16 protein-coding genes and 1 pseudogene are annotated in these 15199 nt (G+C 41.5%); 7 read left to right on the forward strand and 10 right to left on the reverse strand.

Annotated features, from left to right (window positions below; genetic code table 11):
• The first annotated feature begins 211 nt into the window (after positions 1-211).
• Entirely contained in the window at positions 212-1057 is an 846-nt protein-coding gene (locus RMZ95_RS23905; protein WP_322683308.1) for a GNAT family N-acetyltransferase, read from the forward strand.
• 224 nt (positions 1058-1281) lie between these two features.
• Here the strand turns inward: RMZ95_RS23905 and RMZ95_RS23910 are convergent.
• From RMZ95_RS23910 to RMZ95_RS23935, 6 genes and pseudogenes are all read right to left on the reverse strand, one after another.
• Positions 1282-1431, reverse strand: a pseudogene (locus tag RMZ95_RS23910) (response regulator); the annotation flags it as partial.
• 23 nt (positions 1432-1454) lie between these two features.
• A complete protein-coding gene (locus tag RMZ95_RS23915; protein ID WP_322683309.1) occupies positions 1455-1781 on the reverse strand; it encodes a DUF3140 domain-containing protein in 327 nt (108 codons plus the stop codon).
• Positions 1782-1790: 9 nt separating this feature from the next.
• On the reverse strand, positions 1791-2006 hold the full coding sequence (locus RMZ95_RS23920) for a DUF2945 domain-containing protein (RefSeq protein WP_322674149.1): 216 nt from the start codon (positions 2004-2006) through the stop codon (positions 1791-1793).
• A 273-nt stretch (positions 2007-2279) separates the two neighbouring features.
• Positions 2280-2621, reverse strand: a complete 342-nt coding sequence (locus RMZ95_RS23925) for a DNA-binding protein (protein WP_322683310.1) — start codon at positions 2619-2621, stop codon at positions 2280-2282.
• Positions 2622-2767: 146 nt separating this feature from the next.
• The gene (locus RMZ95_RS23930) at positions 2768-4084 is read right to left on the reverse strand and encodes a HAMP domain-containing sensor histidine kinase (protein WP_322683311.1); all 1317 of its coding nucleotides are present in this window, start codon (positions 4082-4084) and stop codon (positions 2768-2770) included.
• On the reverse strand, positions 4072-4758 hold the full coding sequence (locus tag RMZ95_RS23935) for a response regulator transcription factor (RefSeq protein ID WP_322683312.1): 687 nt from the start codon (positions 4756-4758) through the stop codon (positions 4072-4074). Before RMZ95_RS23935 ends, RMZ95_RS23930 begins: the two co-directional genes overlap by 13 nt.
• 66 nt (positions 4759-4824) lie before the next feature.
• On the opposite strand from RMZ95_RS23935, the gene RMZ95_RS23940 reads away from it, so the two are divergent.
• Together RMZ95_RS23940 and RMZ95_RS23945 are read left to right on the forward strand one after the other, a co-directional pair.
• Positions 4825-5220, forward strand: coding sequence for a hypothetical protein (locus tag RMZ95_RS23940; protein WP_322674106.1), 396 nt, complete (start codon positions 4825-4827; stop codon positions 5218-5220).
• 116 nt (positions 5221-5336) lie between these two features.
• Positions 5337-6038, forward strand: coding sequence for an ATP-dependent Zn protease (locus RMZ95_RS23945; RefSeq protein WP_322683313.1), 702 nt, complete (start codon positions 5337-5339; stop codon positions 6036-6038).
• A 93-nt stretch (positions 6039-6131) separates the two neighbouring features.
• Here the strand turns inward: RMZ95_RS23945 and RMZ95_RS23950 are convergent, their stop codons facing one another.
• Positions 6132-7397, reverse strand: a complete 1266-nt coding sequence (locus RMZ95_RS23950; RefSeq protein WP_322683314.1) for a glycoside hydrolase family 10 protein — start codon at positions 7395-7397, stop codon at positions 6132-6134.
• Between the two features lie 403 nt (positions 7398-7800).
• Between RMZ95_RS23950 and bchI the strand changes: the two genes are divergently transcribed.
• Positions 7801-8925, forward strand: coding sequence for a magnesium chelatase ATPase subunit I (gene bchI, locus RMZ95_RS23955; RefSeq protein ID WP_289798563.1), 1125 nt, complete (start codon positions 7801-7803; stop codon positions 8923-8925).
• 172 nt (positions 8926-9097) lie between these two features.
• Entirely contained in the window at positions 9098-9394 is a 297-nt protein-coding gene (locus RMZ95_RS23960; protein ID WP_322674102.1) for a hypothetical protein, read from the forward strand.
• Between the two features lie 90 nt (positions 9395-9484).
• On the opposite strand, the gene RMZ95_RS23965 is transcribed toward RMZ95_RS23960, so the two are convergent.
• A complete protein-coding gene (locus RMZ95_RS23965; protein ID WP_322683315.1) occupies positions 9485-10573 on the reverse strand; it encodes a DNA polymerase beta superfamily protein in 1089 nt (362 codons plus the stop codon).
• 317 nt (positions 10574-10890) lie between these two features.
• The gene (locus RMZ95_RS23970; RefSeq protein ID WP_322674100.1) at positions 10891-11124 is read right to left on the reverse strand and encodes a Nif11-like leader peptide family natural product precursor; all 234 of its coding nucleotides are present in this window, start codon (positions 11122-11124) and stop codon (positions 10891-10893) included.
• Between the two features lie 788 nt (positions 11125-11912).
• Between RMZ95_RS23970 and rplU the strand changes: the two genes are divergently transcribed.
• Entirely contained in the window at positions 11913-12320 is a 408-nt protein-coding gene (gene rplU, locus RMZ95_RS23975; protein ID WP_289800080.1) for a 50S ribosomal protein L21, read from the forward strand.
• A 29-nt stretch (positions 12321-12349) separates the two neighbouring features.
• Complete coding sequence (gene rpmA / locus RMZ95_RS23980) at positions 12350-12646, forward strand: 50S ribosomal protein L27 (RefSeq protein ID WP_099099325.1); 297 nt, start codon at positions 12350-12352, stop codon at positions 12644-12646.
• Between the two features lie 175 nt (positions 12647-12821).
• Here rpmA and RMZ95_RS23985 read toward each other — a convergent pair whose 3' ends face one another.
• Complete coding sequence (locus RMZ95_RS23985) at positions 12822-14621, reverse strand: iron uptake porin (RefSeq protein ID WP_322683316.1); 1800 nt, start codon at positions 14619-14621, stop codon at positions 12822-12824.
• Positions 14622-15199: the final 578 nt, after the last annotated feature.

The following is a 15199-nucleotide window of genomic DNA, read 5'->3' on the forward strand; positions in this document are numbered from 1 at the left end:
TTATCCCCAGAGGGGGCCCCACCATCCCCAGTCCCTAGTCCCTACGATTAATTCAGAAATCAAATCAGATTGCTATAGAACAGTAATATTTGAGTAAATGATGCTCAAGCGACTAGAAGTCGCAGCTATACAAAAAAGTAATATTAAGAGTTATCACTTAGTTTGCAAAAGCAAAGTTAAATAGTTAACAGCCTAGCAGTAAGAAGATATTATGACCACTGAGAATTTCGTCGTCCGCCCAATGAAAAGGTCGGAAATGGATTTGGCGATTACTTGGGCAGCAACCGAAGGTTGGAATCCAGGAAAGTATGATGCTCAATCTTTTTATCAAACTGACGAGAGCGGTTTTTTCTTGGGTGAGTTGAATGGTGAACCGGTGGGGTGCATTTCTGCTGTTGCTTACGATCCACACTTTGCCGTTATAGGTTTTTACGTTGTGAAACCCCAGTTTCGTGGGCAGGGGTTGGGTATAAAAATTTGGAAGACAGCAATGGACTATCTGGGTGCCGATCGTAACATCGGCTTGGATGGTGCAGTAGCTCAACAAGATAACTACAAAAAGTCTGGTTTCAAAATCGCTTATAACCATATTCGTTATGAAGGGGTAGGTGGCGGTGTTGTGCCTGCTGGAATCGTGAATCTGAAAACAGTGCCTTTTGAAGATTTGGTGGCTTACGATCGCCAATTTTTTCCTTCTAAGCGATCGCTGTTTCTGCAACATTGGATTGAACAGCCAAAAAGTATTGCTTTCGGGTTTCTCAAAAATGGATCTGTTGCTGGTTACGGAGTTATCCGACCTGCCCATACAGGTTTTAGGGTTGGGCCACTATTTGCTAATGACGAACAGATTGCTGAAGCATTGTTTCAAGCCTTGCTTGCACAAAATCCTCATGCTCCAGTGTTTTTTGATGTGCCGGATGCAAATGTACAAGCGATTGACCTAGTTCAACGTTACCAATTGCAGCCAGTCTCTCAAACTGCTCGGATGTACACTAAAGAAATTCCTAGTTTACCTATTAATCGCATCTTTGCTGTGACAAGTGTAGAACTAGGTTAGAGATGGACAAACAACGTGTTTACATCCTTACTATATAATCCCACTGTAAGCGCGTAAGTTTTTCTCTTAAGTAGGATGGCATAAATAATTAAAGGTTTGTAGTAAGGGCTGGAGCCGCTCACTAGAAACTAATTTCAATATTTTTTACATTAGTTAATATAGTTTGAATTATTCTCACCAATTTACTTAGTCTGCGTGCTTCAAACTTGATGACTTTTAAAAGTTCAATTCTTCACAAGAGATGCGATCGCAGCTACCAATCTGGCAGGATCGGCTGGTTTAGCGATATGGAGTTGAAATCCGGCTGTAAAAACCTGTTTTTGTGTGGTTTCTGCGGCGTAAGCACTAAGAGCGATCGCAGGAATTTGCCCACCTAAATGGCGGGCTATAAGGTACTTTACTTAAGTGGATCGTGTCCCCAATTTTTCAAAGAATAGCACCAGCGTGTGTGTTCCAAATCACCCGATGGCTGCTGTGCAGTATGACGATGGACGTAACTAATAACTTTCTTCATGTGCGAAAGATCGTCGTTGGTGTAATCATCCTTTTTCTGCAATAGCTGGATGATACGCCGTCCAGATTTATGACCGATTGACTCATCGTCGCCATCCTTTTGCCCGACAGTTTGTGACTCATCCGTATCTAGCCAAGACTCTAGTTCTTTAGGTGTCATATTGACAGCTTGATGAAACTCGTCAATCACCGCTTTAACATCTTTACTCATAACTAAGCATTACTCCTCTACTTTCTTCAGAGCATCAGGCTTGTGAGCAGCTTGTTTTCCTGTCTTATCGCTTTCAACTAAATATTCGGGGTTATCTTCACTTGCAGCAATATGGTGTTCTTTAATATCTGTAGGTGAAGTGAGTTTCTTTACAACTTTGCCAGTTGTCTTACCTTGTGAAGTGTTCCATTCAACCCGATCGCCTTTTTTAAATTCTTCAGCCACATTCATCTCCTATCCTATTTGATGTTTTATACCTACTAAGGTCACATTATGTCTGCGACTGGAAAAGTAGCCATCATTCTAGTGATAGAGAAAAAAACAGCAAACAAGATTAGTCGGCGTTGCATATTTGCGGGATGGGCATCTTGCCCGTCCCTTGTATTTCGGGACGGGCGAGACGCCCACCCTACAAGAATCATCCCTTGATTCAGCAACGCCGGTTAGTCTTCAGCAATCAAAATTAGATTCATGGGAACAACCTGAAGTATCGGAGATTTAATCGTCATGAATTTGAATAGTTTCACCGTTGGCACGAGTAATACTAAGGGCATTGAACTCATTGTTATCATAGTTGCCAACTACGGTGACTTGTTCTCCTACAGAGAGGTTAATGGGTTGCCCCAACTGAGGTTCTGCCTCAACAATGATTTGTCCCTTACCATCGTTGAGAATGAACTCGTCATCTAAAAGCTTAGTAACTTGACCGGAGATAGTAGTAACACGAGCATTTGGCAAATTCTCAATTTGGTTTGGTGCTTTCTGCGCTTCCACCTCAAAAGAAATTAGCAAGGCAAACAAGCTAGTTAAAACGATGCTGGGTATAGGATTGAAATTCATTTGTTAATACCTCCAATCTGATGTGTAACTCACGCTTATTTTCAGATTGCCGGATAAAAGTAACAAGAAAGTAACAGCACGGTCTTAAGCCAAGAAATTCCTTCACTAACAATTAAAATCTTTGCTTGCCCAGTATGAATTGCTCGTTATGGTAAAGGTTTAGGCGTGAAGGGTAGCTTGATTTGAAATGTAGAGCCTTCATCCAAACGGCTGATTGCGATAATTTGTCCTTCATGTACCTGGACAATTTGTTGGGCGATCGCTAATCCTAACCCGAAGCCTCCTGTATGGCGCGATCGCACACTATCTACTCGATAAAACCGCTCAAAGATATGCGGTAAATCTGCCTCTGGAATCCCAATACCGCTATCGTGTACTTCAATTACTACCCAACGAGACTCAAAGAAGACTCGTAAGCAAACTCTACCTCCAGACGGCGTGTAGCGGCAGGCATTACTAAGAAGATTTGTTACTGCTTGCCGCATTAAATCTGGATTTATTCTCAACATTACCAATTGTTCAGGAAATTCGCTGGTGAATTCTAAGTTTTTTACTTTTGCTGAGTGAGTGTATTCCTCTACTAATGCTCCCAGCCAGCTAACCAAATTGACGAGGTGAAGTGCCTCTGGCTTTAACTGTCCTTCATTTCGAGCTAAAAATAATAAATCACTAATCAACATGCCCATTGATTCAGCAATCTGGTCAATATTTTCCAGGGAACTTTGCTGTTGATTGGGATCGATTGGTTCGAGCAAACTAAACTGAGCATGATTCCGAATTGCCTGAAGGGGTGTCCGTAGCTCGTGGGAAGCATCGGCTGTAAAACGCTGTAATTGCTCGTAGGCTTGGCGAATTGGCTGCATGGCCATTCCACCAAGAAACCACCCCGTCAAACCAATTACGCTTAAAGCAATGGGTACACCTACTATTAAAAACAGTCTCAACGACCATAAAGTTTCTTCAACAGGCGCTAAAGAAGCGGCTATCTCTAGATAGCCAATTAATTGTTTATCCTGAAAAACAGGAACTGTTAATTGACGCAGCTGTTTATTTTGGCGAACACTGGTAAAAACGCGATCGCTTAACTCAATTGTTTGAAATCCTAATCGATTATTTAACTGCTCTGATGGAATGACACCAAAAAACTCTAGTAATTGCTTTTTGGGAGTGTACCAACGGGCATAAATAATTTTATTGTCAAAGGGCAAAGCTTCACCACCCAAGATGGGGACATCTTCGAGACTAATGCGTTGCTGTTCTTGGTAAAGTCCATCTTCAACGCCAGCCGCCATCAACTGAGTTGTGTTGTAAAGTTCTTGGTCAAATGCCCGCAATTGCTCTTTTACTTCTAAAAAGTAAAGTATTGTTGCAAAGATCGCCAAAATACTTCCCATAGAGAGCGTAAACCAGCGAGCTAGGTTACGCCGACTGCGGTTGAACATATTAGGGATTAGCGATCGCATGATTCAGGAGCAAGCAATCTATATCCCATACCGTAAACGGTTTGCAGCCAATCTTCTGCTTTCACCATCTGTAAGCGCTGCCGCAGTCGATGCACTGACATGGCGATCGCTTTACTGTCTGGTTGTATATTCCACTCCCAAAGTGCTTGTTCGATTTGGTCATGAGTAAGTACCTGCCTGGGATGTCGAAAGAAATATTCTAGCAATTGAAACTCTCGACCCGACAACTGGACTGTAACTTCCTGGCGTTGTAACGTTAGAGTGTTGAGATGAAGTTGTAGGTCGGCTAACTCTAGCGTGTCGCCTTGCCAGAGTGGCGCTCTGCGTCCCAGTGCTCGTACTCTTGCCAACAGTTCCAGCAAACTAAAGGGTTTAACTAGATAGTCATCTGCACCAACATCTAAAGCAGATACTTTATCCAAAATTGCATCTTTAGCTGTGAGAATCAGCACTGGAGCCGTTTTTCCTGCTTGACGATACTGTTGACACAGACTAACACCACTCACTTTGGGCAACATCCAATCTAAAATTAACAGATCGTATTCTCTCTGTTGCATTAACCATTGGGCTGTTTCACCATCTTCAGCACCATCTACAATATGTCCGACTTTCGATAGCGCACCCTGTAGTGGTTGTAACTGAGTAACATCATCCTCTACAAGTAAAATTCTCATTCATTATGTCGCTGTACTTTTTTTCTTTTTCCTATGATGAATTAATCATCAAACTTTTTCTGTATTATGGCTCGACCTCGCTGGTTGCAATTTCTGATTAACTTAGGACTAGAGTTTTGGCTACCAATACCCTTAATCGGATTGTTTTTTTGGTTGAGTACGGGTTTGCTAACGCATCAAGTATTGAGCTATACCTACGATCCAACCGCCCAAATTCACGCCGACTCAAAACATCAAATTCAGTTTTCTGTTTCACTAGCTGTCATGTCTATTGAAGCTGTAATTCAACGCAAACAAAAGTTGACTGAAGTTAAAGTTTACACTGCTGATTCGGTTTTAAAGGAGATGGAATTTGAGTTTCCTGTGACTGAATTCGCTCAAGTCGATGCTGCGATCGCTCAAGCTTTAGGATTACCAATAACAGCAATAAAGCAGTTGATACGTTATCGCATTGAGAACTAAGGGACTTCCAAAGAAGAAATTAATCAACCAAAATCACAAATCCACACCTAAACAATTAAATATACATTAATTCCTACATAATAAAGAAATATTAAGTTGCATTCAGAAAACTCTCAATGAGCCAAACTAGCCTAAATTTAGTTGCAATATCTATCTTTCTCATGACCCTATCGGTATTGGTGGGGCCATTCTTCAACTTATCTCCGGCAGTACCAGCACTTGCTACCTTCACCATCTTAGGCATCGCGACATTAGATAGTTTCAGCTTGCAAGGCAAGGGTGGTACTATCTTTGTAGATTGGATTGCTGGTTTTTCAAAAGAACACCGCGATCGCATCGTCCACCACGAAGCAGGACATTTCTTAGTTGCTTACCTGTTGGGTATTCCCGTTACTGGCTACACACTCAGCGCTTGGGAAGCATGGAAACAGGGACAACCTGGCCAAGGCGGCGTTAGCTTTGACGATGGCGAATTAGCATCTCAACTAGAAGTGGGTAAAATCAGCGCCCAAATGCTAGACCGCTACTGCACTGTTTGGATGGCGGGTATTGCTGCTGAAACCCTGGTTTTTAATAATGCTGAGGGTGGAACTGATGATAAAAGCAAGTTGATCGGAGTCTTGACAATGTTAGGCTTTTCTGAATCAGTTTATCAGCAGAAAATGCGGTTTCATGCTCTCCAGGCAAAAACTCTACTGCAAGAAAATTGGTCTAGCTACGAGACTTTAGTTAGTGCTATGCGACAACGTACTTCGGTAGAAGATTGTCATGTTGAGTTAGGAGTAGGGAGTGGGAAGCAAGAAGTTATATCAAGCTAGTAATGAAAAGTTTGTAGTAAGCACTTTAGTACTTAGAAAATAAGGATTAAAGTCCTTACTACGAACTCATTAACATTATCTTAAACAGAAAAGTTATTCAGCTCTGGCGCGGAGTGCAGGAGATGGAAAAAAATTTTTAAATCCAGCTTGTCGCTCAGTTAAAGATTCTAGATCGTCGTTCCAAAGACTTTCATAATAAAAGAAGGTTACGCCTAGACCCCGTTCTTGGGCAGCCCGCACCTGAGACTTAATTTGCTGCATAGGAACTGGGTTATTTCGTAACCCGGTCATAATCCCAACTCCAGTTGGAATTCTTTGTTGCGCTTCTTGAATTTCTGCGCGGGAAATATTTGCCACAAAACTTTTTAGATCCGGACGATAAATTTGCACAATTAACTCGTCCACAATATTTTGTCGCATCCAACCTAGCCAATCTTGCAAGTGAAACTTGTAAGCAAAATCATAGTAATTAGGAGAAACAGAGAAAATCGCCTGGGGTTTTCTCTGCTTCACAGCTTGGTTAAGTTTTCCCATGAATGCCGTAATCTTATCTGCCCGCCACTTTACCCATGCCGCATCTTGGGAATTTTTTGGGGGAGGATTCTTCGTTTCTTTGGTGTACAAAGCAACTGTATATTGGTCGTAGCCAAACTCGTGAGGCAAACTCATGTGATCGTCAAACTGAATGCCATCGGCATCATATTGAGTAACAGTTTCTAGCACAAGATTAGTGATAAACTGTTGCACTTTTGGATGGAACGGATTGAGCCACATCACTTCACCAGCCGCACTGTTTGAAGTTTGACTACCATCTTGCTTTTGTGTGAACCAATCCGGGTAATTCATTGCTAGTTCTGAGGTTGGGGGAGCCATGAAACCAAACTCAAACCAGGGAATCACTAGCAATCCTTGGCGATGGGCTTGAGTAATCAGGTCTGCCAGAATATCATGTCCATCTGAACCTTTGTAGACAAAAGGTTGAATACCTGCACGTTGTGCTAAGGCACTAGGATACATCACATAGCCAGAATTCCACACCACAGGATAAATTGTGTTGAAGTTCATCCGCCGCAGTTGACTCACTGCATCTTGCACCTTGTCTCGATTTTTGAGGGTGTCAAAATCATTAGTGGTCATCCAAACCCCGCGAATTTCCTGACGAGGTATCTGTGCGATCGCAGGGGTGAAACTGTCCACCAGCAATACAGTAACAAAGGATATTAAAATGAGAATGGGAAAAAGAGACTTGAGTAGTCGTCGCCAACTTTGGACAATAAAAGATGATTTCATAAATTTGAATGATGCATTAGCTACCCACACACGCCATTGCTCGTTTTTACGATTGAATCTACTAACCATATAGTTTACAAGTATTTATGCTTAGTACAGAATTGATGAGTTGGTAGTTGTTCGTTCCTTGCTTATGGAACTTTTGCACCAAAAAACTAAAACAGACAAATTAAGGTAGTTGACGCAGTTAATAAGCATTTGTGCCCAATAGATATTGGTATTGGGAATAGGGCATTGGGCATTAGGAGTGCTGAGTGCTGAGTAATGAGTAATGAGTAATGAGTTAGGAGTTAGGAGTTAGGAGTTTTGTTTATCCCCTTGTCCCCTCATCTCCCTCATCTCCCCTGCTCCCCTGCCCTCTGCCCCCTGCCCCCTGCCCCCTGCCCCCTGCTCCCGATCTTCACATTCCCCCATGCCCTACCTGTGTCACAATAAAGAACTGTAATAAGAAAAATATTGTTAAGGTAATTTAGTGAGTCCAACTGCTCAATCCACGGCAAGTGCGCGTCGCGTAGTATTTCCTTTTACGGCAATTGTGGGCCAGGAAGAAATGAAACTGGCGCTGCTATTGAACGTGATTGACCCCAAAATTGGGGGTGTAATGATTATGGGCGATCGCGGCACCGGGAAATCCACAACTATCCGGGCGCTGGCGGATCTGCTACCAGAAATTTCTGTGGTTGCTAATGACCCCTTCAGTAGCGATCCTAGCGACCCTGACTTGATGAGCGATGAAGTCCGCCAACTGTTAGAACAAGGGGCGGAAATTCCCGTAGCTCACAAAAAAGTCCAAATGGTAGACCTGCCGCTAGGAGCTACAGAAGACCGAGTTTGTGGCACAATCGACATCGAGAAAGCTTTATCTGAAGGTGTCAAAGCTTTTGAACCGGGACTTCTGGCAAAGGCAAACCGGGGCATTCTTTATGTGGATGAAGTCAACTTACTAGATGACCACCTTGTAGACGTGTTACTCGATTCCGCTGCCAGTGGATGGAACACTGTAGAACGAGAAGGTATTTCTATTCGTCATCCAGCGCGTTTCGTGCTTGTGGGTTCTGGAAACCCAGAAGAAGGCGAACTACGCCCCCAACTGCTCGATCGCTTTGGGATGCACGCAGAAATTCACACAGTCAAAGAACCAGCTTTGCGGGTGCAAATCGTAGAACAACGGGCGGATTTTGACCAAAACCCGCCAGTATTTCTCGAAAATTATAAACCCCAGCAAGAAGCATTACAACAGCAAATTGTCAATGCTCAACAGCTTTTGCCAGAAGTGAAAATTGACTACGATCTGCGGGTGAAAATTTCTGAAGTCTGTTCAGAACTGGATGTAGATGGTTTGCGGGGTGACATTGTTAGTAACCGTGCTGCCAAAGCCTTAACAGCTTATGAAGGACGCACTGAAGTTACAGTTGATGATATCCATCGTGTAATTACGCTATGTTTGCGTCACAGACTGCGGAAAGACCCTTTAGAATCGATTGATTCTGGCTACAAAGTCGCCAAAGTTTTTAGCCGCGTCTTTGGTGTCGAACTACCAGAAAGTGATACTGCACAAAAGAACGGCACAGGTCAAAAATTAGGAGCTAGGGGTTAAAAGTTAGGAGCGGAGCCGGAAACGCTCCGCCTCCGATGAAGAATTAATAGTTAAGAGTTTTGAATGGAAAGCTGCTTCATATCTCACAACTTTAATTCCTCAATCAGCACTGACTAGATATAACTCTTAACTCTTAACTCTTAACTCCTAACTCTTAACTTAGTACTGAAATATGAGATTTTGGTCTTTTTGGTTCAACAGCTTTGTTTTATCTAGTCAATACAACCCGCCCAGGTTTGTAGAATTATTGATGCTCTTATTAGCGATCGCAATGCTGGCAATAGCCAGTGTTTTACCTGACATACCCTATTTAATCTTAGGCTTGAGCTTAGTAGTTGGGGCATCTATTTCTATCTTAGTGCGGGAAGCGATCGCCCCCTCACCCCAAACACGAATTACCCAACTAACAGCATCCCTATTACTCATCATCAGCCTCTATGGCTTTGCTGATTTAATGTACACTCTTTAAAATTTAGTTAGGAGTTAGGAGTTATGAGTTATGAGTGAGAAATTAATTAGAAACTCCTAACTCCTAACTTTTAACTCCTAACTTTTTAAATCACCAATTCTGCATTTCCACCAATTCCATACACAACTCATTAATTTGCTCCAAATCAGGTTTATGAGGTAGGGCAGATTGTTCGCAAACAACTTCCATTTCGGCGACCAAATCTTCTGCTATTTTCATCACCTGCTCATAAGAATACTCACCTTTTAAAATAGCTTTTAAATCCTCAAAATCACCAGCTGTTCTCCTATCTACAATTACTTCACCTCGCCGCAATATTTCTACTCCACTGCGTAACAATCTAATGCAGTGCATTCCATGTTTGAGGTCAAAACCCGACTTTCTTTCCATTTCTGCTCTAGCCGGATTTCTATTCTCCTGCCAAGATAAGTAAGCCTTCCATTCTCTTAAAGCTATTTGATAGCTTTGGCTTTTCTGAAGCAGACGGATAAAATCTTTACGGCTATTGGTTAACTTTTGGGTATATTCCAAAGTTTCATCAGGTAAAGTATATTGTTTTAATACTCCTTTAAAATCAATATCTGCTGTCAGCAATTGATATAATTGTTCCGCTTCTTCTAAAAACTCAATCCGTCCTCTGATTAAGTTATAAAGATACTCCAAAAAAGCATTTAGCTCATCTTTGCTCAGAGGTGCTTCGTCTTCTATAGCGAAATCAGATGGTATCGGTTTTTTTTGCGGTGGCTTTAACAACCACTTCCGATGAGTTTCCATCTTTTTGATTTGGGCAAAGGCATAACCAGTGTAAGTATGTTTTACCTTCTTGCTCAAAAATAATTGTTTACGATCTATTAAATGCTGCCCGACTGCGCTTAAAAAAGGATAGTTATTTAACCAGAGCAATTCTAAAACATTGGGGTTCGCGCCTGCTAATAACTGGAGGATTTTTCTTAATTCATATATAACCGTGTCTTTATTACCATCAATGAATGGAAATATTCCTGGTTCATCCCAACCAGTATCTTTTTGTTCTATCCGATCAAATCCTAAATAGTACCTTTTGGGCGCAATAAATACTCCCCGATAATCAAAGTCGGAATCAGGACGATTTAAACCATAGCCGTGGCTACCAGCCAAACCAATTAAAATAGTTCTTTGCTCAACTTCTATTCTTTTCATATCATCTGATTAAAATATAGTCATCCTAACTCATGAATTAAGCAGGTGGCGAGATGGAGAGTAGAGAAAGGATTTTTAACTCTCTTCAGATATTACATAGATACTGTCACAGCATAAATAAAGCTGACGATTGGTACATAACAGCTCTACTTAATCATTTACAAACAATAAAATCCCCGACTTCTCTAGGAAATCAGGGATTTGAGCCTTGTGTTTAACAAGAATACCCCTAAAGGAGATGATGCAACAGTATCCCCTGGAGGAGCAAAACTTGTCAATTCAGTTGTTTCTATACCTTCGGTTTCCTAGAACAGAAATTATCTAGGATTAATGTGGCGTCTATTCCCCCATCCTGGGTTGACAATGGCAGCTAAATCTTCTTCAGATAATTTGCTGATTTCACTATCCAGTTCTTTGGCGTCGAAATCATAGCCACGCTCTTGAGCAATTTTGATGAAGGCTTCTGGATCGGCTGTTGCTTTGAGTCTTTGCTGTAACGCTTGATCTTGTTTTACAGCTTCAAAAAGTCGGGCAGCATTTTGCTGTGTCATGACAATCAATCTCCTGTTTGAAATATCACCTTTTAATGTGATAGTTTAACTCTTGAGGATTCACTAACTTTTGTAAAGAATTTCTAGATGAGACACTGTATATTTCATCTTAAAACAAAGAAGAGAAATGTGTTGATTTTGATAACAAAATATAACTTTTAAGCTAATACTAACTAATGTTAATTTTTGATGTATTCAGTCCTAAGATAGTAGCAATTTTTTCTAAAACGTATTTGTTCTGACTTCTTGTAAATACAATTGATATTTGTGCGAGTGGGTGATGTCTACGATGGGCTACACCTACACCCATGACGGAATGGCACGAATACTCATGTGAAATATCGTCAGGGCAGGGTGTTGGGGGTAGGGTGTTGGGTGTAGTGTTAATAAAAATTGAATTTTAGTGCGACAGACAAAACCAAGTTGTTCGTAATTCCCTATACCCCACACCCCACACCCTACACCCCAAAACCAGTAATACCAAGGGTTAACGCTTATCTTAGTGACATTCGCCCATGACGACTGTTGACTAATTCCTCCTCACTTTTAGAAAATGAGCGATCGCACAAAGTAATTAACTGATTTCTCATCTTCAGGCTGACCAGACAGCAATACCAAACGTAAAAAATCCTATTAGAGCTTGACTTGACGCCTATTAATAAAATAGTATGTTAGATTGTCTGTCTAATTCCTGCTCGGATCAGGTAGACATATTACAAAGGCTGGCAAAAGCATCTCTACAGGAGATAAAAACCAGCTACCTGTACGGCAACCTCAAGGACAATTCCATGACCTACGCGATTATTGAAACTGGCGGCAAACAAATACGAGTAGAGCCAGGGCGGTTTTACGACATTGAACTGCTGGCGATCGAACCAGATGAAAAAGTTACAATAGATTCCGTATTACTCGTGCAGCACGATGGCGAAGTCACCATTGGACAGCCATTAGTAACAGGTGCGACTGTAGAAGGGACTGTAATGCGACATTACAGAGGTCGTAAAGTCCTGGTATACAAAATGAAGCCGAAAAAGAAAACCCGCAAAAAACGGGGGCATCGTCAGGAAATTACCAGACTTATGATTGATTCCATCACCCTCAACGGTGCAGTGTTTGCTGCCCAAGGAGAACCGGAGAAGGAAACCCCCGTTCTAGATAACACTGCTGCTGAAGAAGTTGAAACCGCTGCTGAATAATAAAAGAAGTAGATACACAAGAGGAAATCATGGCTCATAAGAAAGGAACAGGTAGTACACGCAACGGTCGTGATTCTAATGCCCAACGTCTGGGTGTCAAACGTTATGGCGGTCAAGTTGTACGTGCAGGAAACATTTTGGTGCGTCAACGCGGCACTAAATTCCACCCTGGTAACAACGTCGGTATTGGTAGCGATGACACTTTGTTTGCCTTAATCGACGGTGTTGTAATGTTTGAGAGAAAGGGCAAAACTCGTAAAAAAGTTAGTGTTTATTTACCTATAACTGCTGCTGAGGCAGCTCCTGCTGAAGCGGTAGCAAGTTAGAGTATTAGGGTGGGCATTCTGCTGTTGATGCCAAGTTAAGAGACTTCTTGCAAAAATATATTTTTGCATTCTTAGGGAAAAGGTTAAAGGTTAAAGGGAAAGCGAAAATTCTATTTCTTTCCCCTTTACCTCTGCCCCTTAACCTTTACCCCGCTTGCGTCACGAAAGCGAACTACTAGAAAGCAAAAGTAGTGCGAAGTGCGCCTACAATTGCTGTGTCATTAGCACTAAAGCCTTCCGGGCTAAAGATGAAATATACACCAGGGGTAATGGAGATATTGTCATTAACCCGATAGTTATAAAATGTTTCTAAATGATAGGGAGTCGCGTCTTCTGGACGAGAAGCAACTCCCGCGACAGATTCTCGGTAAAGCGGCTGTCCAAAAATGACGGCGGCGGTGTTCCCTTCATGGAATATATCTCTAAAATGCAACCCAGCCGACCAGCTACTAAAGGTTGTAGAGGCATCTACATTCAAGAGATTAGCAAAAAGCAATGCACCTGATAGTGACAGGGATGTTTTCGGCGCAAACCGCCACGTTACTGTTGCACCTACAGAATTTACAGTGATTGGCTCATCAAGAGTTGCTAGTGTAGCGTCACCACCAAACCTCGCCAGTTGTGCTGCATTGGGAGTAAATCGAATAGAAGCAATATCAGCGCTGCCCAAGCCTGTACCTAAAATGTTAATTGTGTGGTAGCTGTGTGCATAGTTGATGCCGATATCAATAGTTGAGATTGGTTTGAGAGTCAGTTGTGCTGCGATCGCTTGTGTACCGTTAAAGACACCTGCTCCCAAAGGTGTGTTCAAAAGACCGCGATCTTCTGATATCGGAGCCGAACCACTACCATAGATCACTCCAAGTCCGACTTGTTTTGAAGGATTCCACAAGAAACCAGCACCCGCTAATAAACCCGTACCAGAAGTTCCTCCTGTAATTCTGACTGCGGCGTTATAACCTGCAAATCGAGAGATTGCACCTTGACTATCGCTAGCGTAAGGAGTGATTGCAGGAAAAACATCTGTAATCTCTGCATTGGTTCCAGCAAAGACAACGAATTTCTGAGACAACGGTAAGACATAAGCTAGCTTGTAAAGACTAACTGAATTTGCTCCGCCATCAGGTTGTAATGTCTGGGGGTTAAAGCCAGGAAATTGAGGTTCAAAGCTTAACTTGGTTGAACCTGCACCAAGAAAACTTGAATTTGGCAGTAATTGGCCTTGAATGGTTCCTCTTTCATAAAATGAACCGCTCGATCTGAAGTTGTAAGCTTGAAGTCCAACAATCAACAAATCACTGCCGTTAAAGCTGCTGGTAAGATTGAGCCGGACGCGATTATTGAAGGCTAATTTAGCATCTTGGCTGCCTGGTTCTCCACCTGTGGCTGTGGATAAAGAAAAAATCGCTTCGCCATTAAGTTTAGTTGTGGTAGAAAACTGTTGTTTCTCTAAGGTAGCTGTGCGAGGTTCTAAGGCATTTACTCGACCACGCAATGTTGCAAGTTCAGATGTAAATTGTTCTTGAAGTTTTTGGAGAGTAGTTAAATCTTCTTTCTTAACTAAATCACCAGTACTAGTAGCAATCAGTTCGTTGATTCTATCTAAGCAAGCATTCAATCCCGCAGCAAATTCATAACGGCTTAAGGCGCGATTTCCTTTATAAGTGCTGTCAGGATATCCTACAATGCAACCGTAACGTTCCACTACCGATTGCAGTGCAAGAAAAGCCCAATCTGTTGTTTTGACATCAGATAATTGAGATACTGAGTTTACTTGAGCGATCGCATTCGATTCTAAAGGATTAAAATTAGTTGAAACTCCGCTACTGTTGTCTTTGTCTGCGCTCTCAAAATTGTTTACATAATTTTCAGCAATTGATTGAGCAGTTGCAGGAGATGCACCCAGCGAAATTAAAGCAGTAAGTAAGCACAGCCAACTGACTTTTTTGGTACACATTAACTTGTAGTAATTCACACCCGTTTCTCACACACAAAAGAAAACACCACTGTTTGTTGCGAATACTGTATTATTCACAAGCTAAAGCTAACTTGCTAAAGCAAGCTATCAAGAATTAAATACTCTGTTTGCTGAAAGTTTCCCGATTAAATACGCGAATTGCTGCCGTACAAAATTTCTTTGTACAGAATTCATATAATATCTAAGCCAATGTATGGACTTAGAGTAGTTGCAGCTTTTATCAAGTTCAAAATTGCAATTTTAACAATTACTTAGTCGTTAGGAAAGACTTCATTGCTTGAAAAACTACTTTTTGAAATTTCTAAACTACTTAAACTTTATAGATACACTATAGTTTTGATAAGTGGTACTTTACCATATATTTTTTACAAAAATAAACACTTTTAAAATTTTTACTTTTGAGGTATATAAAAATAACATTAAAGTATTATCTAAGATTATAAGAAATAAATTTTTGATAATATTAAAATATATAACGCGGTCGTTCCTGACTTTTCACGGTAAGTCTTCAAACACCGAAAAAGCGTGGGTTTTTCCACAAGATAATTATCAATAGCTCTGAGCTAATGATAATG

Source organism: Nostoc sp. DedQUE07, from assembly GCF_034530975.2.
Lineage (GTDB): Bacteria > Cyanobacteriota > Cyanobacteriia > Cyanobacteriales > Nostocaceae > Nostoc.

Bases quoted from the DNA above. Each gene is read 5' to 3' on its own strand.
- RMZ95_RS23905 (WP_322683308.1), top strand. From the start codon at position 212: ATGACCACTGAGAATTTCGTCGTCCGCCCAATGAAAAGGTCGGAAATG.
- RMZ95_RS23915 (WP_322683309.1), bottom strand. From the start codon at position 1,781: ATGAGTAAAGATGTTAAAGCGGTGATTGACGAGTTTCATCAAGCTGTC.
- RMZ95_RS23925 (WP_322683310.1), bottom strand. From the start codon at position 2,621: ATGAATTTCAATCCTATACCCAGCATCGTTTTAACTAGCTTGTTTGCC.
- RMZ95_RS23930 (WP_322683311.1), bottom strand. From the start codon at position 4,084: ATGCGATCGCTAATCCCTAATATGTTCAACCGCAGTCGGCGTAACCTA.
- RMZ95_RS23935 (WP_322683312.1), bottom strand. From the start codon at position 4,758: ATGAGAATTTTACTTGTAGAGGATGATGTTACTCAGTTACAACCACTA.
- RMZ95_RS23940 (WP_322674106.1), top strand. From the start codon at position 4,825: ATGGCTCGACCTCGCTGGTTGCAATTTCTGATTAACTTAGGACTAGAG.
- RMZ95_RS23945 (WP_322683313.1), top strand. From the start codon at position 5,337: ATGAGCCAAACTAGCCTAAATTTAGTTGCAATATCTATCTTTCTCATG.
- RMZ95_RS23950 (WP_322683314.1), bottom strand. From the start codon at position 7,397: ATGGTTAGTAGATTCAATCGTAAAAACGAGCAATGGCGTGTGTGGGTA.
- RMZ95_RS23960 (WP_322674102.1), top strand. From the start codon at position 9,098: ATGAGATTTTGGTCTTTTTGGTTCAACAGCTTTGTTTTATCTAGTCAA.
- RMZ95_RS23965 (WP_322683315.1), bottom strand. From the start codon at position 10,573: ATGAAAAGAATAGAAGTTGAGCAAAGAACTATTTTAATTGGTTTGGCT.
- RMZ95_RS23970 (WP_322674100.1), bottom strand. From the start codon at position 11,124: ATGACACAGCAAAATGCTGCCCGACTTTTTGAAGCTGTAAAACAAGAT.
- rplU (WP_289800080.1), top strand. From the start codon at position 11,913: ATGACCTACGCGATTATTGAAACTGGCGGCAAACAAATACGAGTAGAG.
- rpmA (WP_099099325.1), top strand. From the start codon at position 12,350: ATGGCTCATAAGAAAGGAACAGGTAGTACACGCAACGGTCGTGATTCT.